Raw genomic sequence first — 17922 nt, 5'->3', positions numbered from 1 at the left:
CCTAACCCTACCCCGCCGTCCGCCAGGGAGCCCACGGCGTGAGCCGTGGGAAGGGTGGGGGCTCAACGCGACAACGTCTTCACCCCGCCAGCCGCGCCTCGCCACCCCCGCGCCCGAACGCCGCGTAGCCCGGCAACACCCGGCGTGCCGGCAGGGCCGGGGCAGGGTCCTCATGCTCGGGCGGGGCCTCGAACTTGTAGCCGCGTCCGTAGACGGTCTCGATGTAGCGGGCGCCGCCGGTGGCCTCGGCGATCTTCTTGCGGAGCTTGCAGATGTAGACGTCGATGACCTTGTCCAGCGGGTCGGCGCCGGACAGGCCGTAGACCTCGTCGTAGATGTGCTCCTTGGACACGACGCGGCGGTGGTGGGCGGCCAGCACGCCGAGGATGGCGTGCTCGCGCTGGCTCAGCCGCAGCCGCTCGCCACCGACCTCCGGGTCGCGCCCGTCGAGGAACACCGTGAGCTGGCCCACCCGCACCGCGTTGCTCAGCAGGCCGCGCGAACGCCGCCGCGCCACTTCGATGCGCGCCCGCACCTCGGCGCTGACCACCGGCTTGACCAGGACGTCGTCGGCCCCCGCGTGCAGAAGCTCCACCGTCGTCGCCACGCAGCGCCGGTCGAGCAGGCAGAGGATCGCCGCCCCGACCTGATGCGCCCGCAGCGCCGCCACACAGCGCGCCGGATCGTCGACGCTGCCCAGGACGATGGCGTCGTAGCCGAGTCCTTCCGCACCCTGCTCCCGCAGAAGCTCCTCCAGCCCGGCCCAGTTCTGGCGGTCGTAGCGGATCTTCCCCATGCCGAGCTGACGGCCGAGCGCGTCGGCGATCAGGGGGTTCGGTTCAACCAGAACAGCACGCATGGGGCTCTCCGCAGCATCGGATCGACCAGGGCGATTGTTTTGCTTTTTAGGAAAAGTCTTTTTCGCGCCTGCAAACATCATTCAAAAAACCAATCGAAATCCGTACTGTCAATCGTTGGTGTTAATACCTTGGCGAGAGGCAGGAGTCGGCGTTAAGGCGGTTTTAAAACCTGTTAACAGACCTGATTTTGGAAAATTTGCCGACGAAATCCGTGAAAATGCGAGATGAATTCTCGGCAGTCTATGTGCCGGACCGTCTCCCGGCCCCGGCCTATGGAAAAAAGGTTCCTGTGCGCGGCGCGCCGGACGCGCTACTGTGGCGCTGCAGGCCCGACTGTCAGGATAAGCCGCGATGACCGAGATGATGCCGCTCTCCAACGCCGAGGATACGACGCCTCCGCCCGCGGCGCCGGCCAAGCGGACCACCCGTCAGCGCTCGGCGAAGGCGCCGTCGGAGGAAACCACGCAACTCCTGCGCGTCTACGGGGATCAGGTCGCCACGCTCGGCGAACAGATCGCCAAGGCGGAGGCCGCGGCGGACAGCGAACGGGCGGAGCGGCTGCGGGTGATCGCCGAGCACGCCTCCGAGCGCGAACGCTGGCGCGAGGCCATCGGGCAGGTGGAGCGGGCCCGCTCCGGGGAGGTCGGGACCCTCCAGGGCGACCGCGAGGCGGAACGCGACCGCATCAACCAACTCGTCGAGACGCTGATCGCCGAGACCTCGGCGCGCGAGCAGGGCATGGCCCGCGCGCTTCAGGACGCGGAGGACCGGCTGTCCGCGGTGAACGCGGAGATCGCCGCCCTGCGCCTGTCCCACGCGGTGGCGCTGGACCGCCTCCAGGCCGACCGCGAGGCCGAGCGCAAGCGCATCGGCGACCTCGTGGAACGGCTGATCGCCGACACGGAGGCGCGGGAGCGCGGCTTCCGCCAGCGCATCGAGGCGGCGGAGCGCCGCAGCGAGGAGGCGCAAACGGCCTTGGAGCAGGAACGACGGACCGGTGCGGAGCTGGAGAAGCGGCTGGAGCGGCTGACCGGCACGCTGGACGGCCTGCGCCGCGACCGCGAGGCCGAGGTCGCCGCCTACGAGGCGATGCGCGACCAATGCCGCATTCTGGTGACCGAGCTGGCGCGGCGGCAGCGCCCCTGGTGGCGCCGCCTGTTCTGGCGTTGAGCGCCCGGCGCTGAGCGCTATTCGTCCTTTTTCTCGTCGCCGCCGCGGAAGGGCGCGGTCGCCACATGGGCCGTGGCCGACACCACGTCGCCTGCGACGCTGACCGCGGACCCGGCGACGCTGGCCGCCGTGTCCACAGTGGCGACCACCACGCCGCAACCGGTCAGAAGCAGGGCCGCCGGGAAGAGCAGGACGGCGGCGGACAAGCCGGAGCGGAAAAGGCCGGAGCGGGACAAGGCAGGGCGGGGCATGGTCTTCGGCCTTTGAAAGGGTTACGCCGCTCCACTATGCCCCGGACGCGCGATGGCGCGCCTGTGACCAAACGGCGGCGCTCATGCTGGCACGCCGCCGTATCGCCGCCAAGTGGTCCGTGCTTACGGCAGCCTCTTGAAGACCATGCGCCGCATCGGCTGGTCGAAGGCGGTCATCCCCTCCGCGTCGGTCCGCCCGTTGGCGGCGAAGCGGCGGCGGACCTCGGCCTCCACCGGCGGAAGGCGCTCGCGCCGCACCGGGTCCACGGCGGTGACGTGGGTCAGGTAATGATCGGCGTCTCGGTAGCGCACCACCGTGCCATAGACCGTCTCATCCACCGCCTCCAGCGGCAGCGGCGGGTGCTTCAGCGTGTCGTAGGCGGCGGCGCGCACCTCCGTCTCGTCCTCGATGGGCAGGATGACCTCGAAATAGGCGCCCTCGGCGATGGGCTCGACCACCACCAGCGTGCCGCCGGGCTTCAGCACCCGCGCCGCCTCGGCCATCGCGTCGGCCATGACCGCCAGTGGCAGGTGGTGGAAGCTGTTGGAGTAGACGATGGCGTCCACCGACGCGTCCTCCAGCGGCAGCGCCTCGCCTTTGCCGACGCGGTAGTCGGCGCCGGCCACCGGCTCCGCCTTGCGGGCGCGGGCGAGCTGGCCCTCGCTGATCTCGATGCCGATGGCCCGGGCGCCGAGGCCCGCGAAATGGCGGGTCAGCGATCCGTCGCCGCAGCCGACATCCACCACGGTCCGGTCCCGTGGGTCCAGAACCTCGGCCAGGGCGTCCTTCAAGGTCATCGTCGTCATGGTGCGTTTCCGTTTTTCTTGATGGTTGGCAGGTGTTGGGCGGCGTTCCGGCCCCGGTGGGTCAGGGCGCGGCGTTCAGTGTCCGCCGGAAATAGTCAAGAACCTCGTCGTTCAGCCGCGCGTGGAAGGCGGCGCGGTCGAAGCCCGGCGGGTCCTGCACCGTCGCGCCGAAGCGGGCGGCGGCGCTGGCCGGGACCGGCGTCAGGAAGGCGTAGTGGCCGGCGCCGGGGACGAGGTCGTACTCCGGCGGCCGGGGCAGCAGGCCGCGCACCCGCGCCACCTGGAGGGCGCCGCTCTCGTCGCCCTTCTCCGCCTCGTAGAGCCGGACCGGAACGGTGACACGGGACAGCGCGCCGTCCCCGAACAGCGCGCCGACCGGGTCCATCAGCAGCAGCGAGCGGATGCGGGGGTCGGTGGCGGCCTCCAGCCGCTTCGGCGTGGCCGCGGCGTTGGTCTTGGCGCCCGCCGGGCAGAGGGTCCGGTCGTCGGGATGGGCAGCGCAGACCTGGGCCAGCCGACCCGGATCGGCGACCCCGCCCGCCGCCGCCAGCGCCGCATGGCCACCCGCCGCGTAGCCGAGCACGCCGATGCGCTGCCGGTCCACCCGGAAGCCCATGGGTGAGGAGTCCAGCACGGCGTCCAGCGCGGCGCGGAGCTGCAGCGGCAATTCCGGCCACAGCGGGACGGTGCCGACCCGGTCGCCCTTGCCGGCCCTGGGGTCAGCGCCCGGTTCCATGCCGCCGAGATGGGTCACGATGGCGGTCATCATCCCGCGGCGCGCCAGGAACAGGGCGACGCTGACCATCGCCAGCCCGTTGCGCGCCGGCCCCTGGGTCATCATCACCAGCGGCATGGAATCCAGCGCCGGCCCGCCTTCCGGGGCGACGTTCAGGTGATAGGGTCCCCGGCGGATCGGCTGGACGTGGTCGCGCGTCGGGTAGAGCAGCAGGATCGGCACCGTCTTGCCCGTGCCCGGATCGGCATAGGCGATCTGCGACACCGCCGCCCGGAACTGGGCCGGTGTTTCCGCCCGCGCGGGCAGGACCGGAAGCAGCCCGGTCATCAGAAGAGCCAGAACCCACCGCCGTGTTCGCCGACCCATCGCAACTCCTCCGGCATCACGTCAAGAAGACTTCCCCGCTGGGGGGAGTGTGGCCGTCTTGCCGGTCGAACGGCAAGCACGGTGTTTCCAGCCTGAACAATGGGGTCCGCAAATCATGGCGCCTTGCCAAGAAACGGGCCGGCCTGTACCACGGCGGTGCGCCCCGCCAACCGCCAAGGCACAGGTCGGCCCGTCCCATGTTCGACAGCTTCCTTCTCGCCTTCACGGCGCTGTTCTCGATCGTCAACCCCATCGCCATGGCGCTAATCTTCAGCCAAGTGACGGCGGAGCGCAGCCCGAAGGAGCGCGCACAGCTCGCCACGCTGGTCGCCGTCTATTCGGCCATCGTCATGCTGACCGCCTTGTGGGCGGGGTCCTATGTGCTGAACTTCTTCGGCATCTCCCTGGCGGCGCTGCGGATCGCCGGCGGCTTCGTGGTGGCGGAGCGCGCCTGGGCGTTGCTGAGCGCGCCGGAGGCGCATGAGGCCCGCAAGCAGGAACAGGCCGCACCGGCGGAGGAGGCCGGGGACTCCGATGTCGGGGAATCGGCCTTCTTCCCCCTGACCATCCCCTTCACCACCGGCCCGGGCACCATCTCCGTCGCCATCGCGCTGGGCGCCACCCGCCCCCGGGGCACCGAAGGGCTCACCGAATTCTTCATCGGGGTGTCGGCGGCGGCGTTGGCCATCGCGCTGCTGATCTGGCTGTCCTACCGCTCCGCCGACCGGCTGGTGGCTCTGCTCGGCCACACCCGCGCCCGCGTGCTGACGCGGCTGTTCGCCTTCCTGCTGTTCTGCGTCGGCGTCCAGATCCTGCTGACCGGCCTCCTGGACGCCTTCCCCGTGCTGGCCTCGGGGCGCTGAGCCTGATTCAGCGCGGCACGGTTCAACGACTTCGCCCCACGCGCTGCCGGGCCATGCGGTCGGCGACGGCGGCGGTCGGTTTGCGCTCCATGTCGGCGCGGGCGAAGATCTCCGTCAGCGTATCGGCGATCCGCTCGATGTGGGTCATCACGCGGCCATGATCATAACCGGCGCGCTCGTGATAGACGTCGATCACCCCGCCGGCGTTGATGACGTAGTCGGGGGCGTAGAGGATGCCGCGGTCGGCCAGCGCCTGCCCGTGCCGTGCCTCGGCGAGCTGGTTGTTGGCAGCACCCGCGACGACCGGGCAGGTCAGCCGCGGGATCGTGGCGTCGTTCAGAACGGCGCCCAGCGCGCAGGGGGCGAAGACGTCCACCTCCAGATCGAGGATGGCGTCGGCGGGCACCGGCGTGGCGCCGACGCGGTCGGCCACGCGGCGGGCCTGCGCCTCGTCGATGTCGGCGACCCATAGCCGCGCCCCGGCCTCGGCCAGATAGCGGGCGAGATGCCCGCCGACGCTGCCCACGCCCTGGATGGCGACGGCCAGCCCCTCCAGGTCGGTGCGGTGCAGGCGATGGCGCACCGCCGCGCGAAGCCCGACGAAGACGCCGTAGGCGGTTGAGGGGGAAGGATCGCCGCTGCGCGTGCCGCCGCCCGCGGTCGCCTTCTCGACCACGCCGGAGACATGGGCGGTTTCCAGCGCCATGGTCTTGATGTCGGGAACGCCGGTGCCGGAATCCTCGGCGACGATGTAGCGTCCGCCCAGCCGTTCGACGTGGCGGCCCATGGCGCGCAGCAGCGCTTCGCTCTTGTCGGTGCGCGGGTTGCCGATGATGACCGACTTGCCGCCGCCCAGCGGCAGACCGGCCAGGGCCGACTTGTAGGTCATGCCGCGCGACAGGCGCAGCGCATCGCGCAGGGCCTCCTCGTCGCTGGCGTAGGGCCACATGCGGCAGCCGCCCAGCGCCGGGCCGAGCGCGGTGTCGTGGACGGCGATGATGGCGCGCAGGCCGGACGCGGCGTCGGAGCAGAAGACCACCTGCTCATGGTCGTCGAAATCGGGATGGTCGAACAGCGGCACGGTTTCCTCCTGATCTTTTTCTTTTTGAAAAAGCGGAGATCACCGCAACGCAAAGCTCGGGCGTCGCGCGCGGCAGGGTTCCGCGCGCCGTGCGATGGTTCGGCGTGTCCGCTTTTCCTTGCCCTGTGCTTCACCCTGTCTTGGTCGGGCGGGGGAGCGACGGGGCGTTCTCTTGAAGGAAACTAGATGCGCATGAAATTGCTGGCAAGGCGGACGGTTGACCGGCCTGCAAAAAGCAAGGAGATGAGCGCGGGAACGGTTCCGCGTCGGAAAAGTGTCGCGGACGGGGCCGCGAACGATGATTTCCGGTCTGCTCTCAAGACGGGAGAGGGTGGCCGGGGACCGGCCGGGCGGTGGGAGGAGGCCGCCCGACCGGTCCCCGCGGGGATCAGAACTCCTCGTCCCCGCCGAAGCCGCCCCACGAATCCTCTTCGCTGGGGATGTCCTCGGCCACCTGATCGACGGCGCCCTGGGCCTCCTGGGCGATGGCCTCACCGCCGCCGGAGAAGGCGCTGGACAGCGCGCTGCCGATCAGCATGCCGCCGGCCACGCCCATGGCGGTCTGCATGGCGCCGGCCATGAAGCCGCCGCCGGCCCGCTGCGGCTGCTGGGCGTAGGCGGCGACGCGCGGGTCGCCGTAGGCCGGGGCGGCGCCGGGCGCCTGACCCCAGGGGGAGCCGCCGGGGCGCTGCTGCGGGGCCGGGGCGGGCTTGGCGGCGGCGCCGCCACCGAACAGGCCGCCGAAGATGCCGCCGCCACCGGCCGCCGCGGCCGGGCGCTCCTGAAGCTGGCGCTCCAGCTCCTGGTTCTGGTTCTGCGAGGCGGCCAGCGCCTGCTCCAGCATGACGATGGCCTGCGCCATCAGGTAGGGCGCGCCCGGCTGGCGGGCGATGGTGTCGCGGATGTGGGCTTCGGCCTGCGGGTCGCGTGGGCCGGACTGGGCCTCGGCCTGACGCAGCTTGGCGAAGAGGTCGTCAATGATCTGGCGTTCGGTCTGGTCCATGGCGGTGCTCGTGCTCTCGGTGGTTTGAGGGATGGTCCGGGCGTGCCCCGGCGCGTCGTCCATTGGGTGGGCGGCGGCGTCCGGAGGGGGCCGGAACGATGTGGAGGGTGTGGGAGAGGTCTGGGAATCGCGGGTCCATGGGAGCATTCAGTCCCTCCAAGTGCGGTCACGCCCGTCGGCGCAAGAGCAGGTGAAGAGATCCGACATCGCGACCACGTCTAAGTCGCCAGAGGGGCCCGGATCACAGGTCCCGGAGACGTGGGGAGGGCCGGGAAACCTGTCAAGAGAGGGGGGCGCCAGAAAAATGGCGGAAAAAACAGCGCTGCGTTATTCCGGCCGGGTGCGCGCCTCGAAGCGGCGGCGGTCGCTCTTGTCGCTGAGCACGAAGGCGAAGGGGCGCAACGCGTCGATGTGGCTGAGCGCGATGGCGATCAGGACGGTCATCGGCACTGCCAGCACGGTCCCGGCGGCCCCCCACAGCCAGCTCCACAGCAGCAGCGAGCTGACGATCACCAGGGGCGAGATGGCGAGCTGCTTGCCCTCCAGCCGCGGCCCGATGAAATTGCCCATCACCTGCTCGATCACCAGCAGCCCACCCGCGACCATCAGGGCGGTGGTCGATCCGCCCTGGGCCAGCGCCATCAGCACAGGCAGCGTGGCCGCTCCCACCGACCCGATCACCGGGATGTAGTTCAGCAGGAAGGCCAGGAAGCCCCACAGGAACAGGAAGTCGATCCCGAACAGCGACAGCCAGCCGATGTAGAGCGCCCCGGTGATCAGCCCCAGCGTCGTGCTGACCAGCAGGAAACGGCGGAACTGCTGGGCGATGGCGGTGACCGCGGTGACGGTGGTGGCGCAGCGCTCCGGCCCCAGCGTCTTGACGATCTTCTCGCGCCAGACCGGCGCTTCAACCAGCATCAGCAGGGCGAGGAACAGCACGATGACCACCGTCGAGACGGCCTCCCGCGCCGCCGCCAGCACCGACGCGACGAGGCCGGACAGCGCCTCCGCCCCGCCGCCTCCGCCGTCGGGGTCGCCACCCGAATCGCCAAGGAACTGTTCGCGCAGCCCGTCGATCCAGCCGTTCGCCTGCCCCCACAGGCGTTGCAGCTCCTCGGCGTGGCGCGGCACCTCGCCGGCCAAGCGCTGGCCGATGAACCACAGGCCTCCGGCGAAGACGGCCAGCACCAGCAGCACCGTCAGCATGGCGGCGAGCGGGCCGAGCAGGGCCAGCCGCGGCGGTACCCGGTCGCGCACCCAGCGCCCGACCGGCGCCACGGCGACCGCCACGAAGAAGGCGCCGGCCAGCGGGATGAGCACCGGCGAGGCGGCGCCGAGGCCCCACAGGACGGCCAGGGCGGCCAGCAGGCCGAGCAGCCAGAGGCCGAGTGTCATCCGGTCGATGGACCAGCGCCGATTCCCGTCCGCGTCCTCACGCTGTGCCAAGGCCGTCCGCTCCCCGCCGTTGCGCCGCGCTGCCGGTCGGGCAGCATGAGCTTGACGCGAAACCGGCCGCGAAGTTCCGCAACGCTCCGGTCCCGGCCGGAGCGCAGAATTGCCATCCGGGGGACGTTGCGGCGCAGCGGGGCTGCCACCAACTCACTGGGGCCGGCTCCGCCGGAGCGGGATTCAGCCTGGGGACACACGCCATGGACCGCATCAACACGGCTTTCCTGTTCGACCTCGACGGCACGCTGATCGACAGCGTCTACCAGCATGTGCTGGCCTGGCAGGAGGCGCTGGACCATGAGGGGATCGAGCTGTCGGTCTGGCGCATCCACCGCAAGATCGGCATGAGCGGCGGCCTGTTCGCCAACATGCTGCTGCGCGAGACCGGCCTCGCCATCAGTCCGGAGCTTCTGGAGCGGCTGCGTCGCCGCCACGCCGAGGCGTTCCGCGGGCTGGCCGGGCGTGTCCGCCCGCTGCCCGGCGCGCAGGAGCTGCTGTCCCACCTGACGGCGGCGGGCATCCCCTGGGCCATCGCCACCAGCGGGCGGATCGAGACGGCGCGCTCCGGGCTGGAGGCTCTGGGCGTCGATCCAGACACGGTGCCGGTGGTGACGCGCGATCAGGTGAAATACGCCAAGCCCGACCCCGACCTGTTCCTGGCCGCCGCGGAGCGGCTCGGCGTCGCCATCGAAACGGCCATCGTGGTCGGCGACAGCGTGTGGGACATCCTCGCTGCGCGGCGTGCCCGCGCGCTCAGCATCGGGCTGCTGTCCGGCGGCTACGGGCAGGACGAGCTGGAGCGGGCCGGCGCCTTCCGCGTCTATGAGGACCCCGCCAGCCTGCTGGAGCATCTGGACGAGGTGGGAGGCCGACGCTGAGCGCCGACCGACGCCGTGCGCTGCTGATCGTCAACGGGAAGGCCCGCCAGGGGCAGCGCGCGCTCGACGACATCCGGGAGGAGGCCGCGACGGCGGGCGTCACCCTGATCCGCGCCGAGTGCCGCGAGCGGGAGGACATCGCCGAGGCGATCCGCGACCATGCCGACTCGGTGGACATGGTCATCATCGGGGGCGGCGACGGCACGCTGAACGCCGCCGCTCCGGCGCTGGCCGACACCGGCCTGCCGCTCGCCATCCTGCCCATGGGCACGGCGAACGATCTGGCGCGCACGCTGGGAATCCCGCTGGATGTGCGGGAGGCGGCGAAACTCGCCGTCAGCGGCCCGATTCGCCGGATCGACTTGGGCGAAGTCAACGGCGTCCCCTTCTTCAACGTCGCCAGCATCGGACTCAGCGTCGAACTGGCCCGCGAACTGACGCGCGAGATGAAGCGGCGCTGGGGCGTGTTCGGCTACGCCGTGGCGGCCTTCCGCGTGGCGCGGCGCATGGCGCCCTTCCGCGCCGAGATCCGCATCAACGGGGCGCGGCACCGCGTCAAGTCGGTGCAGATCGGAGTCGGCAACGGACGCCATTACGGGGGCGGCATGACCGTGCAGGAGAACGCCGCCCCCGACGACGGGCAGTTGGACGTCTACAGCATCGACCTGCGCGGCTGGTGGGAGTGGCCCCTGCTGTACCCGGACTTCCGGCGCGGGCGGCACGGGCACTGGAAAAATGTCCACGCCTGGTACGGGCAGGAGGTGGAGATCACCACCCGCCACCGCCGCCCGGTGAACACCGACGGCGACATCACCACCCACACCCCGGCGCGCTTCCGCGTGCGGCCGGGCGCCGTCGCGGTCATCGCGCCGCCGCGGTGAGGCCTTGCCCCCTCGCCCAGGCCGACGAGGCGGTGCGCGAGCTGGTCGAGAAGAGCGGCATCCCGTTCCTGCCGATGAGCATGGCCAAGGGGCTGCTGCCCGACACCCACCCGCAGTCGGCGGGGGCGGCGCGCTCGATGGTTCTGAAGGACGCCGACGTGGTGGTCCTGGTCGGTGCGCGTCTGAACTGGCTGCTGTCGCACGGCAAGGGCAAGACCTGGGGCGAGCCGGGGTCGAAGACCTTCATCCAGATCGACATCGAGCCGCGCGAGATGGACAGCAACGTGGCGATCGTGGCGCCGCTGGTCGGCGACATCGGGTCGTGCGTGTCGGCCCTGACCGCCGGGATGGCCAAGGGCTGGACGCCGCCGCCGGCGGAGTGGACGGGGGCGGTGTCGGCGCGCAAGGAGGCGAACATCGCCAAGATGGCGCCCAAGCTGATGAGCAACGCCTCGCCGATGAACTTCCACGGCGCGCTGGGCGCGCTGCGCCGGGTGGTGCAGGAGCGGCCCGAGGCTCTGCTGGTGAACGAGGGGGCCAACACGCTGGACCTGGCGCGCGGGATCATCGACATGCACCAGCCGCGCAAGCGCCTGGACGTCGGGACCTGGGGCGTGATGGGCATCGGGATGGGCTTCGCGGTGGCGGCGGCGGTGGAGTCGGGCAAGCCGGTGCTGGCGGTGGAAGGCGACAGCGCCTTCGGCTTCTCGGGCATGGAGGTGGAGACGATCTGCCGCTACAACCTGCCGGTGTGCATCGTGGTGTTCAACAACAACGGCATCTACAAGGGGACGGACGTGAACCCGACGGGCGGGTCGGACCCGTCGCCGATGGTCTTCGTTCCGGACTCCCGTTACGACAAGATGATGGAGGCCTTCGGCGGCGCGGGCGTCAACGTGACGACGCCGGACGAGCTGTACCGCGCGGTCAGCGCGGCGATGGACAGCGGCCGGCCGACGCTGATCAACGCGGTGATCGACCCCAACGCCGGGTCGGAGAGCGGCAACATCGGCAGCCTCAACCCCACCAGCGCCGTCCGCAAGGGGCCAAAGACGTAACGCCTTCCTGAATCATAAAAATAAAGCCCCCCGGAAAAATCGGGGGGCGGTTCCAAACGACTGCACGACATCCCAACGTTACGAAGAATCAGCCTGAGACGAGAGGGGAGGGCGGACATGGACACGGCCATCGTCGCCAAAGACGACACGAAAAGGCGCTCCATCCATCCCGGTTCGGGGCGCCGGAACACCCGGCCCCAGCCGAAGGGCCGGCAGGTCGATCCGGCGGCCCTGGCGGAGGTGCAGGAACTTCTCGGTGACCGGTCCCGGCAGCGGGACCTGCTGATCGAGCATCTGCACCTGTTGCAGGACACCTATCACGGGCTGCACGCCCGCCATCTCGCGGCGCTCGCCCACGAGATGCGGCTGGCCCTGGTGGAGGTGTACGAGGTGGCGTCCTTCTACGCCCACTTCGACATCGTGATGGACGGGGAGGAAGCCCCTCCGCCTGTGACCGTCCGGGTCTGCGACAGCCTGTCCTGCTGCATGGCCGGCGGCGAGACGCTGCTCGACGAGCTGAAGGCCGCCGACATGGGGCCGGACGTCCGGGTGGTGCGCGCCCCCTGCATGGGCGCCTGCCACAACGCCCCGGCGGTGGCCATCGGCCACGCCCTGCACGAGAACGCCACGGTCGAGAGCGTGGTCACCGCCGTGAAGAACGGCGAGACGCACCCGCAGCTCCCCACCTATGTCAGCCTGGAGCAGTACAAGGCGGAGGGTGGCTATCGCCTGCTCGCCGACTGTCTGACGGGCAACGTCCCGGTGGACGACATCCTCGGCAAGCTGGAAGGCGCCAACCTGCGCGGCCTCGGCGGCGCCGGCTTCCCGACCGGCCGTAAGTGGCGCTTCGTCCGCCACGAGCCCGGCCCCCGCCTGATGGCGGTGAACGGGGACGAGGGCGAGCCGGGCACCTTCAAGGACCGCTACTATCTGGAGAACGATCCGCACCGCTTCCTGGAGGGGATGCTGATCGGCGCCTGGGTGGTCGAGGCGACCGACGTCTACATCTACCTGCGCGACGAGTACCCGCACATCCGCGAGCTGCTGGAGCACGAGATCGCCGCCGTGGAGAAGGCCGGCCTTGCCGGGCACACCCGCATCCATCTGCGGCGCGGCGCCGGGGCCTACATCTGCGGCGAGGAGTCCGCGATGCTGGAGAGCATCGAGGGCAAGCGCGGCCTGCCGCGGCACAAGCCGCCCTTCCCGTCGGTCGTCGGCCTGTTCGGCCGCCCGACCCTCATCAACAACGTCGAGACGCTGTTCTGGATCAGGGACATCCTTGAGAAGGGCGCCGACTGGTGGGGCGGCCACGGGCGCAACGGCCGCAAGGGCCTGCGCAGCTACTCCGTCTCCGGTCATGTGAAGGACCCGGGCGTGAAGCTGGCCCCCGCCGGCCTCACCATCCGCGAGCTGATCGACGAGTATTGCGGCGGCATGGCCGACGGCCACACGCTCAAGGGCTATCTGCCCGGCGGCGCGTCGGGCGGCATCCTGCCCGCCAGCATGGACGACATCCCGCTGGACTTCGGCACGCTGGAGCAGCACGGTTGCTTCATCGGCTCCGCCGCGGTGGTCGTGCTGTCGGACCAGGACGACATGCGCAAGGTCGTGCGCAACCTGCTGGACTTCTTCGAGGACGAGAGCTGCGGCCAGTGCACGCCCTGCCGCGTCGGAACGGAGAAGGCGGTGGCGCTCATCAAGCAGCCGGTGTGGGATGAGCCGCTTCTGACGGAGCTCGCCCGGCTGATGGGCACGGCGTCGATCTGCGGCCTGGGTCAGGCCGCGATGAACCCACTCAAGAGTGCGCTGAAGCACTTCCGCGACGATCTGCGCGGGGAGGTCCGGTGATATGAGCGACCGCATCCTGTTCCACCTCGACGACGAGCTCGTCGAAGCCCACGCCGGCGAGACCATCTGGCAGGTCGCCAACCGCCTGGGCACCGAGATCCCGCATCTCTGCTACGCCGACGAGCCGGGCTACCGCGCGGACGGCAACTGCCGGGCTTGCATGGTCGAGATCGACGGCGAGCGCGCCATGTCGGCCTCCTGCGTGCGTCACCCGACGCCGGGCATGCGCGTCCGCTCGGCCAGCGAGAACGCCAAGTTCGCCCGCAAGATGGTCATCGAGATGCTGGTCGCCGACCAGCCGAAGCGGGAGGAGGCCCACGACCCCGACAGCAAGTTCTGGCGCTGGGCCGACCGTCTGGAGGTCTCGGACAGCCGCTTCCCCAGCCGGGAATGCGCGCCGAAGCCCGACTTCAGCCACCCGGCCATGGCGGTGCAGCTCGACGCCTGCATCCAGTGCAACCTGTGCGTCCGCGCCTGCCGCGAGGTCCAGGTCAACGACGTCATCGGCATGGCGCTGCGCGGCCACAAGGAGACGATCGTCTTCGACTTCGCCGACCCGATGGGCGACAGCACCTGCGTCGCCTGCGGCGAATGCGTCCAGGCCTGCCCGACCGGCGCGCTGATGCCGAAGACCCAGGTGGACATGAACAGCGGCGTCTTCGCCGCCGCCCCGGACCGCCAGGTCGACAGCGTCTGCCCCTATTGCGGCGTCGGCTGCCAGCTCACCTACAACATCAAGGACGAGAAGCTGCTGTCGGTGACGGGCCGCGACGGTCCCGCCAACAAGAACCGGCTGTGCGTGAAGGGCCGCTTCGGCTTCGACTACATCCACCACCCGCACCGCCTGACCAAGCCGCTGATCCGCAAGGAGGGCGTGTCCAAGCACGACGTGGACATCGACCCGCTCAACCCGCTGACCCACTTCCGCGAGGCGAGCTGGGAGGAGGCCCTGGAGGTCGCCACCGCTGGCCTGCGCAAGATCCGCGACGAGCGGGGCGGTTCGGCGCTCGCCGGCTTCGGCTCGGCCAAGGGCTCCAACGAGGAAGCCTATCTGTTCCAGAAGCTGGTGCGCGTCGGCTTCGGCACCAACAACGTCGACCATTGCACCCGCCTGTGCCACGCCTCCTCGGTGGCGGCGCTGATCGAGGGCATCGGGTCGGGCGCGGTGACGGCTCCCTTCATGGCGGCCAAGGACGCCGAGGTGATCGTCGTCATCGGCTCCAACCCGACGGAGAACCACCCGGTCGCCGCGACCTTCTTCAAGAACGCGGCCAAGCGCGGCGCCAAGCTGGTCATCATGGACCCGCGCGGCCAGGTGCTGAAGCGTCACGCCAGCCATATGCTCCAGTTCAAGCCGGGCCGCGACGTGCCGATGCTGAACGCCATGCTGAACGTCATCATCAGCGAGGGGCTGTACGACGCGCAGTATGTGGCGGAGCACACCCAGGACTTCGAGGAGTTGCGCGCCCACATCGCCAGCTACACCCCGGAGGCCATGGAGCCGGTCTGCGGCATCCCGGCGGAGCAGCTCCGCGAGGTCGCCCGCCTCTACGCCACCTCCAAGGGCTCGATCATCTTCTGGGGCATGGGCGTGTCGCAGCACACCCACGGCACCGACAACGTGCGCTGCCTGATCGCCCTGTCGCTGGTCACCGGCCAGATCGGGCGCCCCGGCACCGGCCTGCACCCGCTGCGCGGCCAGAACAACGTCCAGGGCGCTTCCGACGCCGGCCTGATCCCGATGATGTTCCCGGACTACCGTCCGGTGGACGATCCCGAGGTCCACGCCTTCTACGAGGATTTCTGGGACACCAAGCTGGACTCCAAGCGCGGCCTGACCGTCGTGGAGATCATGGACGCGATCCATGCCGGCTCGCTGAACGGCATGTATGTGATGGGCGAGAACCCGGCCATGTCCGACCCGGACGTGGAGCACGCCCGCGACGCGCTCGCCAAGCTTGACCATCTGGTGGTCCAGGACCTGTTCCTGACCGAGACGGCCAAATACGCCGACGTGGTTCTGCCCGCCTCGGCCTGGCCGGAGAAGACCGGCACGGTGACCAACACCAACCGCCAGGTCCAGCTCGGCCGGCAGGCCCTGCCGCCTCCGGGCGAGGCCCGGCAGGATCTGTGGATCGTCAACGCCATGGCCCGCGGCCTGGGTCTGGACTGGAACTACGAGCATCCGCGCGACGTGTTCCGGGAGATGAAGGGGGCGATGCCGTCGCTCGACAACATCACCTGGGAGCGGCTGGAGCGTGAGCGTTCGGTCACCTACCCCAGTCTGTCCGCGGACGATCCGGGTCAGGAGATCGTCTTCGGCGACGGCTTCCCCACGGCCACCGGCCGCGGGCGTCTGGTCCCCGCCGACGTGATCCCGCCGGCCGAGGAGCCGGACGCCGAGTTCCCGATGGTCCTGACCACCGGGCGCCAGCTGGAGCATTGGCACACCGGGTCGATGACCCGGCGCGCCCAGGTTCTCGACGATCTGGAGCCGGAGGCGGTGGCCTACATGAGCCCGGCGGACCTGCGGCGGATGGGCGCCAAGGGCGGCGACCGCATGAAGGTCACCACCCGGCGCGGCACCATCGAGCTGAAGGCGCGGTCGGACTACAACGTCCCGTCCGGGCTGGTGTTCGTGCCCTTCTGCTACGCCGAGGCGGCGGCCAACGTGCTGACCAACCCGAAGCTGGACCCCTACGGGAAGATTCCCGAGTTCAAGTTCGCCGCGGCCCGCATCGAGCCGGCGGCATAGCCAACCGGCGGCCCCCGCTCCCCGCAAGGGAGAACCGGGGGCCGCCACACCCGAGGACGACAACGGCGCGATGCAACAGCGCCGGACGATTTCGAGAGGGATGGGACGATGAAGACGCAAGCGCTGATGATGGCACCCCCGGCCCCGCGGGCCGAAGGCCGCGCGGAAACCGTGGACCGTGCGGCGAAGGGCAATCTCGTGCAGTCGCTGTCGCGGGCACTGAGCATCATGACCATCCTCGGCCAGTCGGACAGCCCGATGAGCCTCACCGCGGTGGCCGAAGCGGCACATCTCTCGCCCTCCACGGCGCACCGTCTGCTGACCACCCTGCAGGAGGAGCGTTACGTGCGCTTCGACCAGGGCAAGCGCGGCTGGGCGGTCGGGGTGCAGGCCTACATGACCGGCACCGGCTTCCTGAAGACGCGCAGCCTGCTCGACGTCGCCCGCCCGCGCATGCGCCGGCTGATGGAGGAGACCAGCGAGGTCGTCAATCTGGCCGTCGAGGAGAACGGCGAAGCCATTTATCTGCACCGCGTCGGCGGCCCGCGCGTCGCCCAGGCGGCGCTTCCCGTCACCGACCGCACGCTGCTGCACTGTTCCGCGGTGGGCAAGGCGCTGCTCGCCGGCATGCCCGACACGCGGGTGCAGAGCATCGTGACCCAGCGCGGCATGCGCCAGTTCACCCGGACCACCGTGTCATCGATCCCGGCGCTGCACCGGGAGCTGATCCTGACGCGCGACCGCGGCTACGCCGTGGACCAGGAGGAGCGGGTCAGCGGCCTGCACTGCGTCGCCGCGGCGATCTACGACGAGCAGGCCCGCGTCATCGGCGCCCTGTCGCTGTCCAGCACCAACCGGCGCCTGGACGACGCCCGCGTCGTGGCCTTCGGCGAGATGGTCAAGCGCACCGCCGCGGCGGTGACCGCCGAGATCGGCGGGCGTTTTCCCACCTGATCCCCGGGCCTGATCCCTGGGCCTGATCCGGAACACCCTTACGGAATTCGAATTCGCGCCGGCCGGGAGGCGCGATCCGCCCCGATCCGCAAATCCTTCGGATTGGGTTGGGGCGGCTGTTACCCCGGTTTTCCTTCCTGTCACGTAGTGCTGCCCTGAAGAAACTGACCGCGCCCGCAACGGCGCGGTCTTTTTTTGGCAAAATACTTTGTTTCCGCAATGTGGAAACTTAAGATTCCTTGTTGCGTCCCGACGAAGACTCAGGCATCATTCTTCTTACACAGGGTTCATCACCCTTTGTATCGGGCGGGTTGTTGCTCCGCATTATATGCGAGCCTCTCGGATACTGGCCGTGCTGGAAACAGCACGGCCTTTTTATTGCCGAGGCGGAGCCGGATGAGGAGGCCATGCTGCGGTGCGGCAAAACAGCGCGGATGTCACCGCGGATCGAGCAGGCGCGGGCCGGGCCCGTCCTCCGACAGCTCGTCCCAGGGGTTGCGCAGCGGGCATTCACCGAGCGACAGGCAGCCGCAGCCGATGCACCCCTCCAGCCCGTCGCGCAGCTTGGTGAGCACGGCGATGCGCTCGTCCAGGTCCGCTTTCCAGGCCGCGGACAAGCGTTTCCAGTCCTCGGCGGTGGGGGTGCGGCCGTCCGGCAGAGTCTTCAGCGCTTGCGCGATGGTGGCCAGCGGGACGCCCAGGCGCTGGGCCACCTTGATGACGGCGATGCGCCGGAGCACGTCGCGGGGGAAGCGGCGCTGGTTGCCGCTGCTCCGCCAGCTCGCGATCAGCCCCTTTGATTCGTAGAAGTGGATGGTGGACACTGCCACACCGGAGCGTTCCGCGACCTCGCCCACGGAAAGGTCCTTGTCCATGTCGGCGGGATCGAGAATCGCCATCGCCGGGCCTCCCCTGGGGTTCGGAACCTCTTGACCTCAAGTGAAGTTGAGGTCGTATCGAGA

Annotated in this window: 15 protein-coding genes and 1 pseudogene; 8 read left to right on the top strand and 8 right to left on the bottom strand. The window is 70.0% G+C overall.

Annotation, left to right across the window (positions count from 1 at the left end; genetic code table 11):
- Positions 1-79: 79 nt before the first annotated feature.
- On the bottom strand, positions 80-859 hold the full coding sequence (locus ABAZ39_RS31770; protein WP_040138272.1) for a response regulator transcription factor: 780 nt from the start codon (positions 857-859) through the stop codon (positions 80-82).
- 352 nt (positions 860-1211) lie between these two features.
- Here ABAZ39_RS31770 and ABAZ39_RS31765 point away from each other — a divergent pair, with 352 nt between their 5' ends.
- Positions 1212-2030 carry a coiled-coil domain-containing protein gene (locus ABAZ39_RS31765; protein WP_040138271.1) on the top strand — a complete coding sequence of 273 codons (819 nt, stop codon included), beginning with the start codon at positions 1212-1214 and terminating at the stop codon, positions 2028-2030.
- Positions 2031-2047: 17 nt separating this feature from the next.
- On the opposite strand, the gene ABAZ39_RS31760 is transcribed toward ABAZ39_RS31765, so the two are convergent.
- The 3 genes from ABAZ39_RS31760 to ABAZ39_RS33620 form a co-directional block, all read right to left on the bottom strand.
- The gene (locus tag ABAZ39_RS31760; protein WP_081863480.1) at positions 2048-2281 is read right to left on the bottom strand and encodes a hypothetical protein; all 234 of its coding nucleotides are present in this window, start codon (positions 2279-2281) and stop codon (positions 2048-2050) included.
- 123 nt (positions 2282-2404) lie between these two features.
- A complete protein-coding gene (locus ABAZ39_RS33625) occupies positions 2405-3088 on the bottom strand; it encodes a class I SAM-dependent methyltransferase (protein WP_051658804.1) in 684 nt (227 codons plus the stop codon).
- A 61-nt stretch (positions 3089-3149) separates the two neighbouring features.
- Positions 3150-4151: an alpha/beta hydrolase family protein gene (locus tag ABAZ39_RS33620; protein ID WP_051658803.1), complete on the bottom strand. Its 1002-nt coding sequence runs from the start codon at positions 4149-4151 to the stop codon at positions 3150-3152.
- A gap of 236 nt (positions 4152-4387) precedes the next feature.
- Here ABAZ39_RS33620 and ABAZ39_RS31745 point away from each other — a divergent pair, with 236 nt between their 5' ends.
- Positions 4388-5053 (top strand): MarC family protein, encoded by a 666-nt coding sequence (locus tag ABAZ39_RS31745; RefSeq protein WP_035682886.1) that lies wholly within the window; start codon positions 4388-4390, stop codon positions 5051-5053.
- A gap of 22 nt (positions 5054-5075) precedes the next feature.
- Here ABAZ39_RS31745 and ABAZ39_RS31740 read toward each other — a convergent pair whose 3' ends face one another.
- The 3 genes from ABAZ39_RS31740 to ABAZ39_RS31730 all read right to left on the bottom strand — a co-directional run bounded on the left by ABAZ39_RS31740 (position 5076) and on the right by ABAZ39_RS31730 (position 8583).
- Positions 5076-6134, bottom strand: a complete 1059-nt coding sequence (locus tag ABAZ39_RS31740; RefSeq protein ID WP_040138269.1) for a Glu/Leu/Phe/Val dehydrogenase dimerization domain-containing protein — start codon at positions 6132-6134, stop codon at positions 5076-5078.
- Between the two features lie 388 nt (positions 6135-6522).
- Complete coding sequence (locus ABAZ39_RS31735; protein WP_040138445.1) at positions 6523-7137, bottom strand: DUF2076 domain-containing protein; 615 nt, start codon at positions 7135-7137, stop codon at positions 6523-6525.
- A 327-nt stretch (positions 7138-7464) separates the two neighbouring features.
- Positions 7465-8583 (bottom strand): AI-2E family transporter, encoded by a 1119-nt coding sequence (locus ABAZ39_RS31730; protein ID WP_040138268.1) that lies wholly within the window; start codon positions 8581-8583, stop codon positions 7465-7467.
- Positions 8584-8786: 203 nt separating this feature from the next.
- Between ABAZ39_RS31730 and ABAZ39_RS31725 the strand changes: the two genes are divergently transcribed.
- From ABAZ39_RS31725 to ABAZ39_RS31700, 6 genes and pseudogenes are all read left to right on the top strand, one after another.
- Positions 8787-9464, top strand: coding sequence for an HAD family hydrolase (locus ABAZ39_RS31725; RefSeq protein WP_014200114.1), 678 nt, complete (start codon positions 8787-8789; stop codon positions 9462-9464).
- Positions 9461-10345 carry a lipid kinase gene (locus ABAZ39_RS31720; protein ID WP_040138267.1) on the top strand — a complete coding sequence of 295 codons (885 nt, stop codon included), beginning with the start codon at positions 9461-9463 and terminating at the stop codon, positions 10343-10345. Before ABAZ39_RS31725 ends, ABAZ39_RS31720 begins: the two co-directional genes overlap by 4 nt.
- Positions 10282-11403, top strand: a pseudogene (oxc, locus tag ABAZ39_RS31715) (oxalyl-CoA decarboxylase); the annotation flags it as partial. The gene ABAZ39_RS31720 and the pseudogene oxc, both read left to right, overlap by 64 nt.
- Before the next feature lie 117 nt (positions 11404-11520).
- Positions 11521-13251 carry an NAD(P)H-dependent oxidoreductase subunit E gene (locus tag ABAZ39_RS31710; RefSeq protein ID WP_051658802.1) on the top strand — a complete coding sequence of 577 codons (1731 nt, stop codon included), beginning with the start codon at positions 11521-11523 and terminating at the stop codon, positions 13249-13251.
- Position 13252: 1 nt separating this feature from the next.
- On the top strand, positions 13253-16006 hold the full coding sequence (gene fdhF, locus ABAZ39_RS31705) for a formate dehydrogenase subunit alpha (RefSeq protein WP_040138266.1): 2754 nt from the start codon (positions 13253-13255) through the stop codon (positions 16004-16006).
- A 108-nt stretch (positions 16007-16114) separates the two neighbouring features.
- Positions 16115-16960 carry an IclR family transcriptional regulator gene (locus tag ABAZ39_RS31700; protein WP_014200109.1) on the top strand — a complete coding sequence of 282 codons (846 nt, stop codon included), beginning with the start codon at positions 16115-16117 and terminating at the stop codon, positions 16958-16960.
- Between the two features lie 437 nt (positions 16961-17397).
- Here ABAZ39_RS31700 and soxR read toward each other — a convergent pair whose 3' ends face one another.
- Positions 17398-17859: a redox-sensitive transcriptional activator SoxR gene (gene soxR / locus ABAZ39_RS31695; RefSeq protein ID WP_014200107.1), complete on the bottom strand. Its 462-nt coding sequence runs from the start codon at positions 17857-17859 to the stop codon at positions 17398-17400.
- Positions 17860-17922 lie beyond the last annotated feature (63 nt).

Origin of the sequence: Azospirillum argentinense (genome assembly GCF_000632475.1) — a bacterium.
In the GTDB taxonomy this organism is placed as follows: domain Bacteria; phylum Pseudomonadota; class Alphaproteobacteria; order Azospirillales; family Azospirillaceae; genus Azospirillum; species Azospirillum baldaniorum.
The sequence above is the reverse complement of the archived record's forward strand: the minus strand, read 5'-3'. Positions and strand labels throughout refer to the sequence as shown.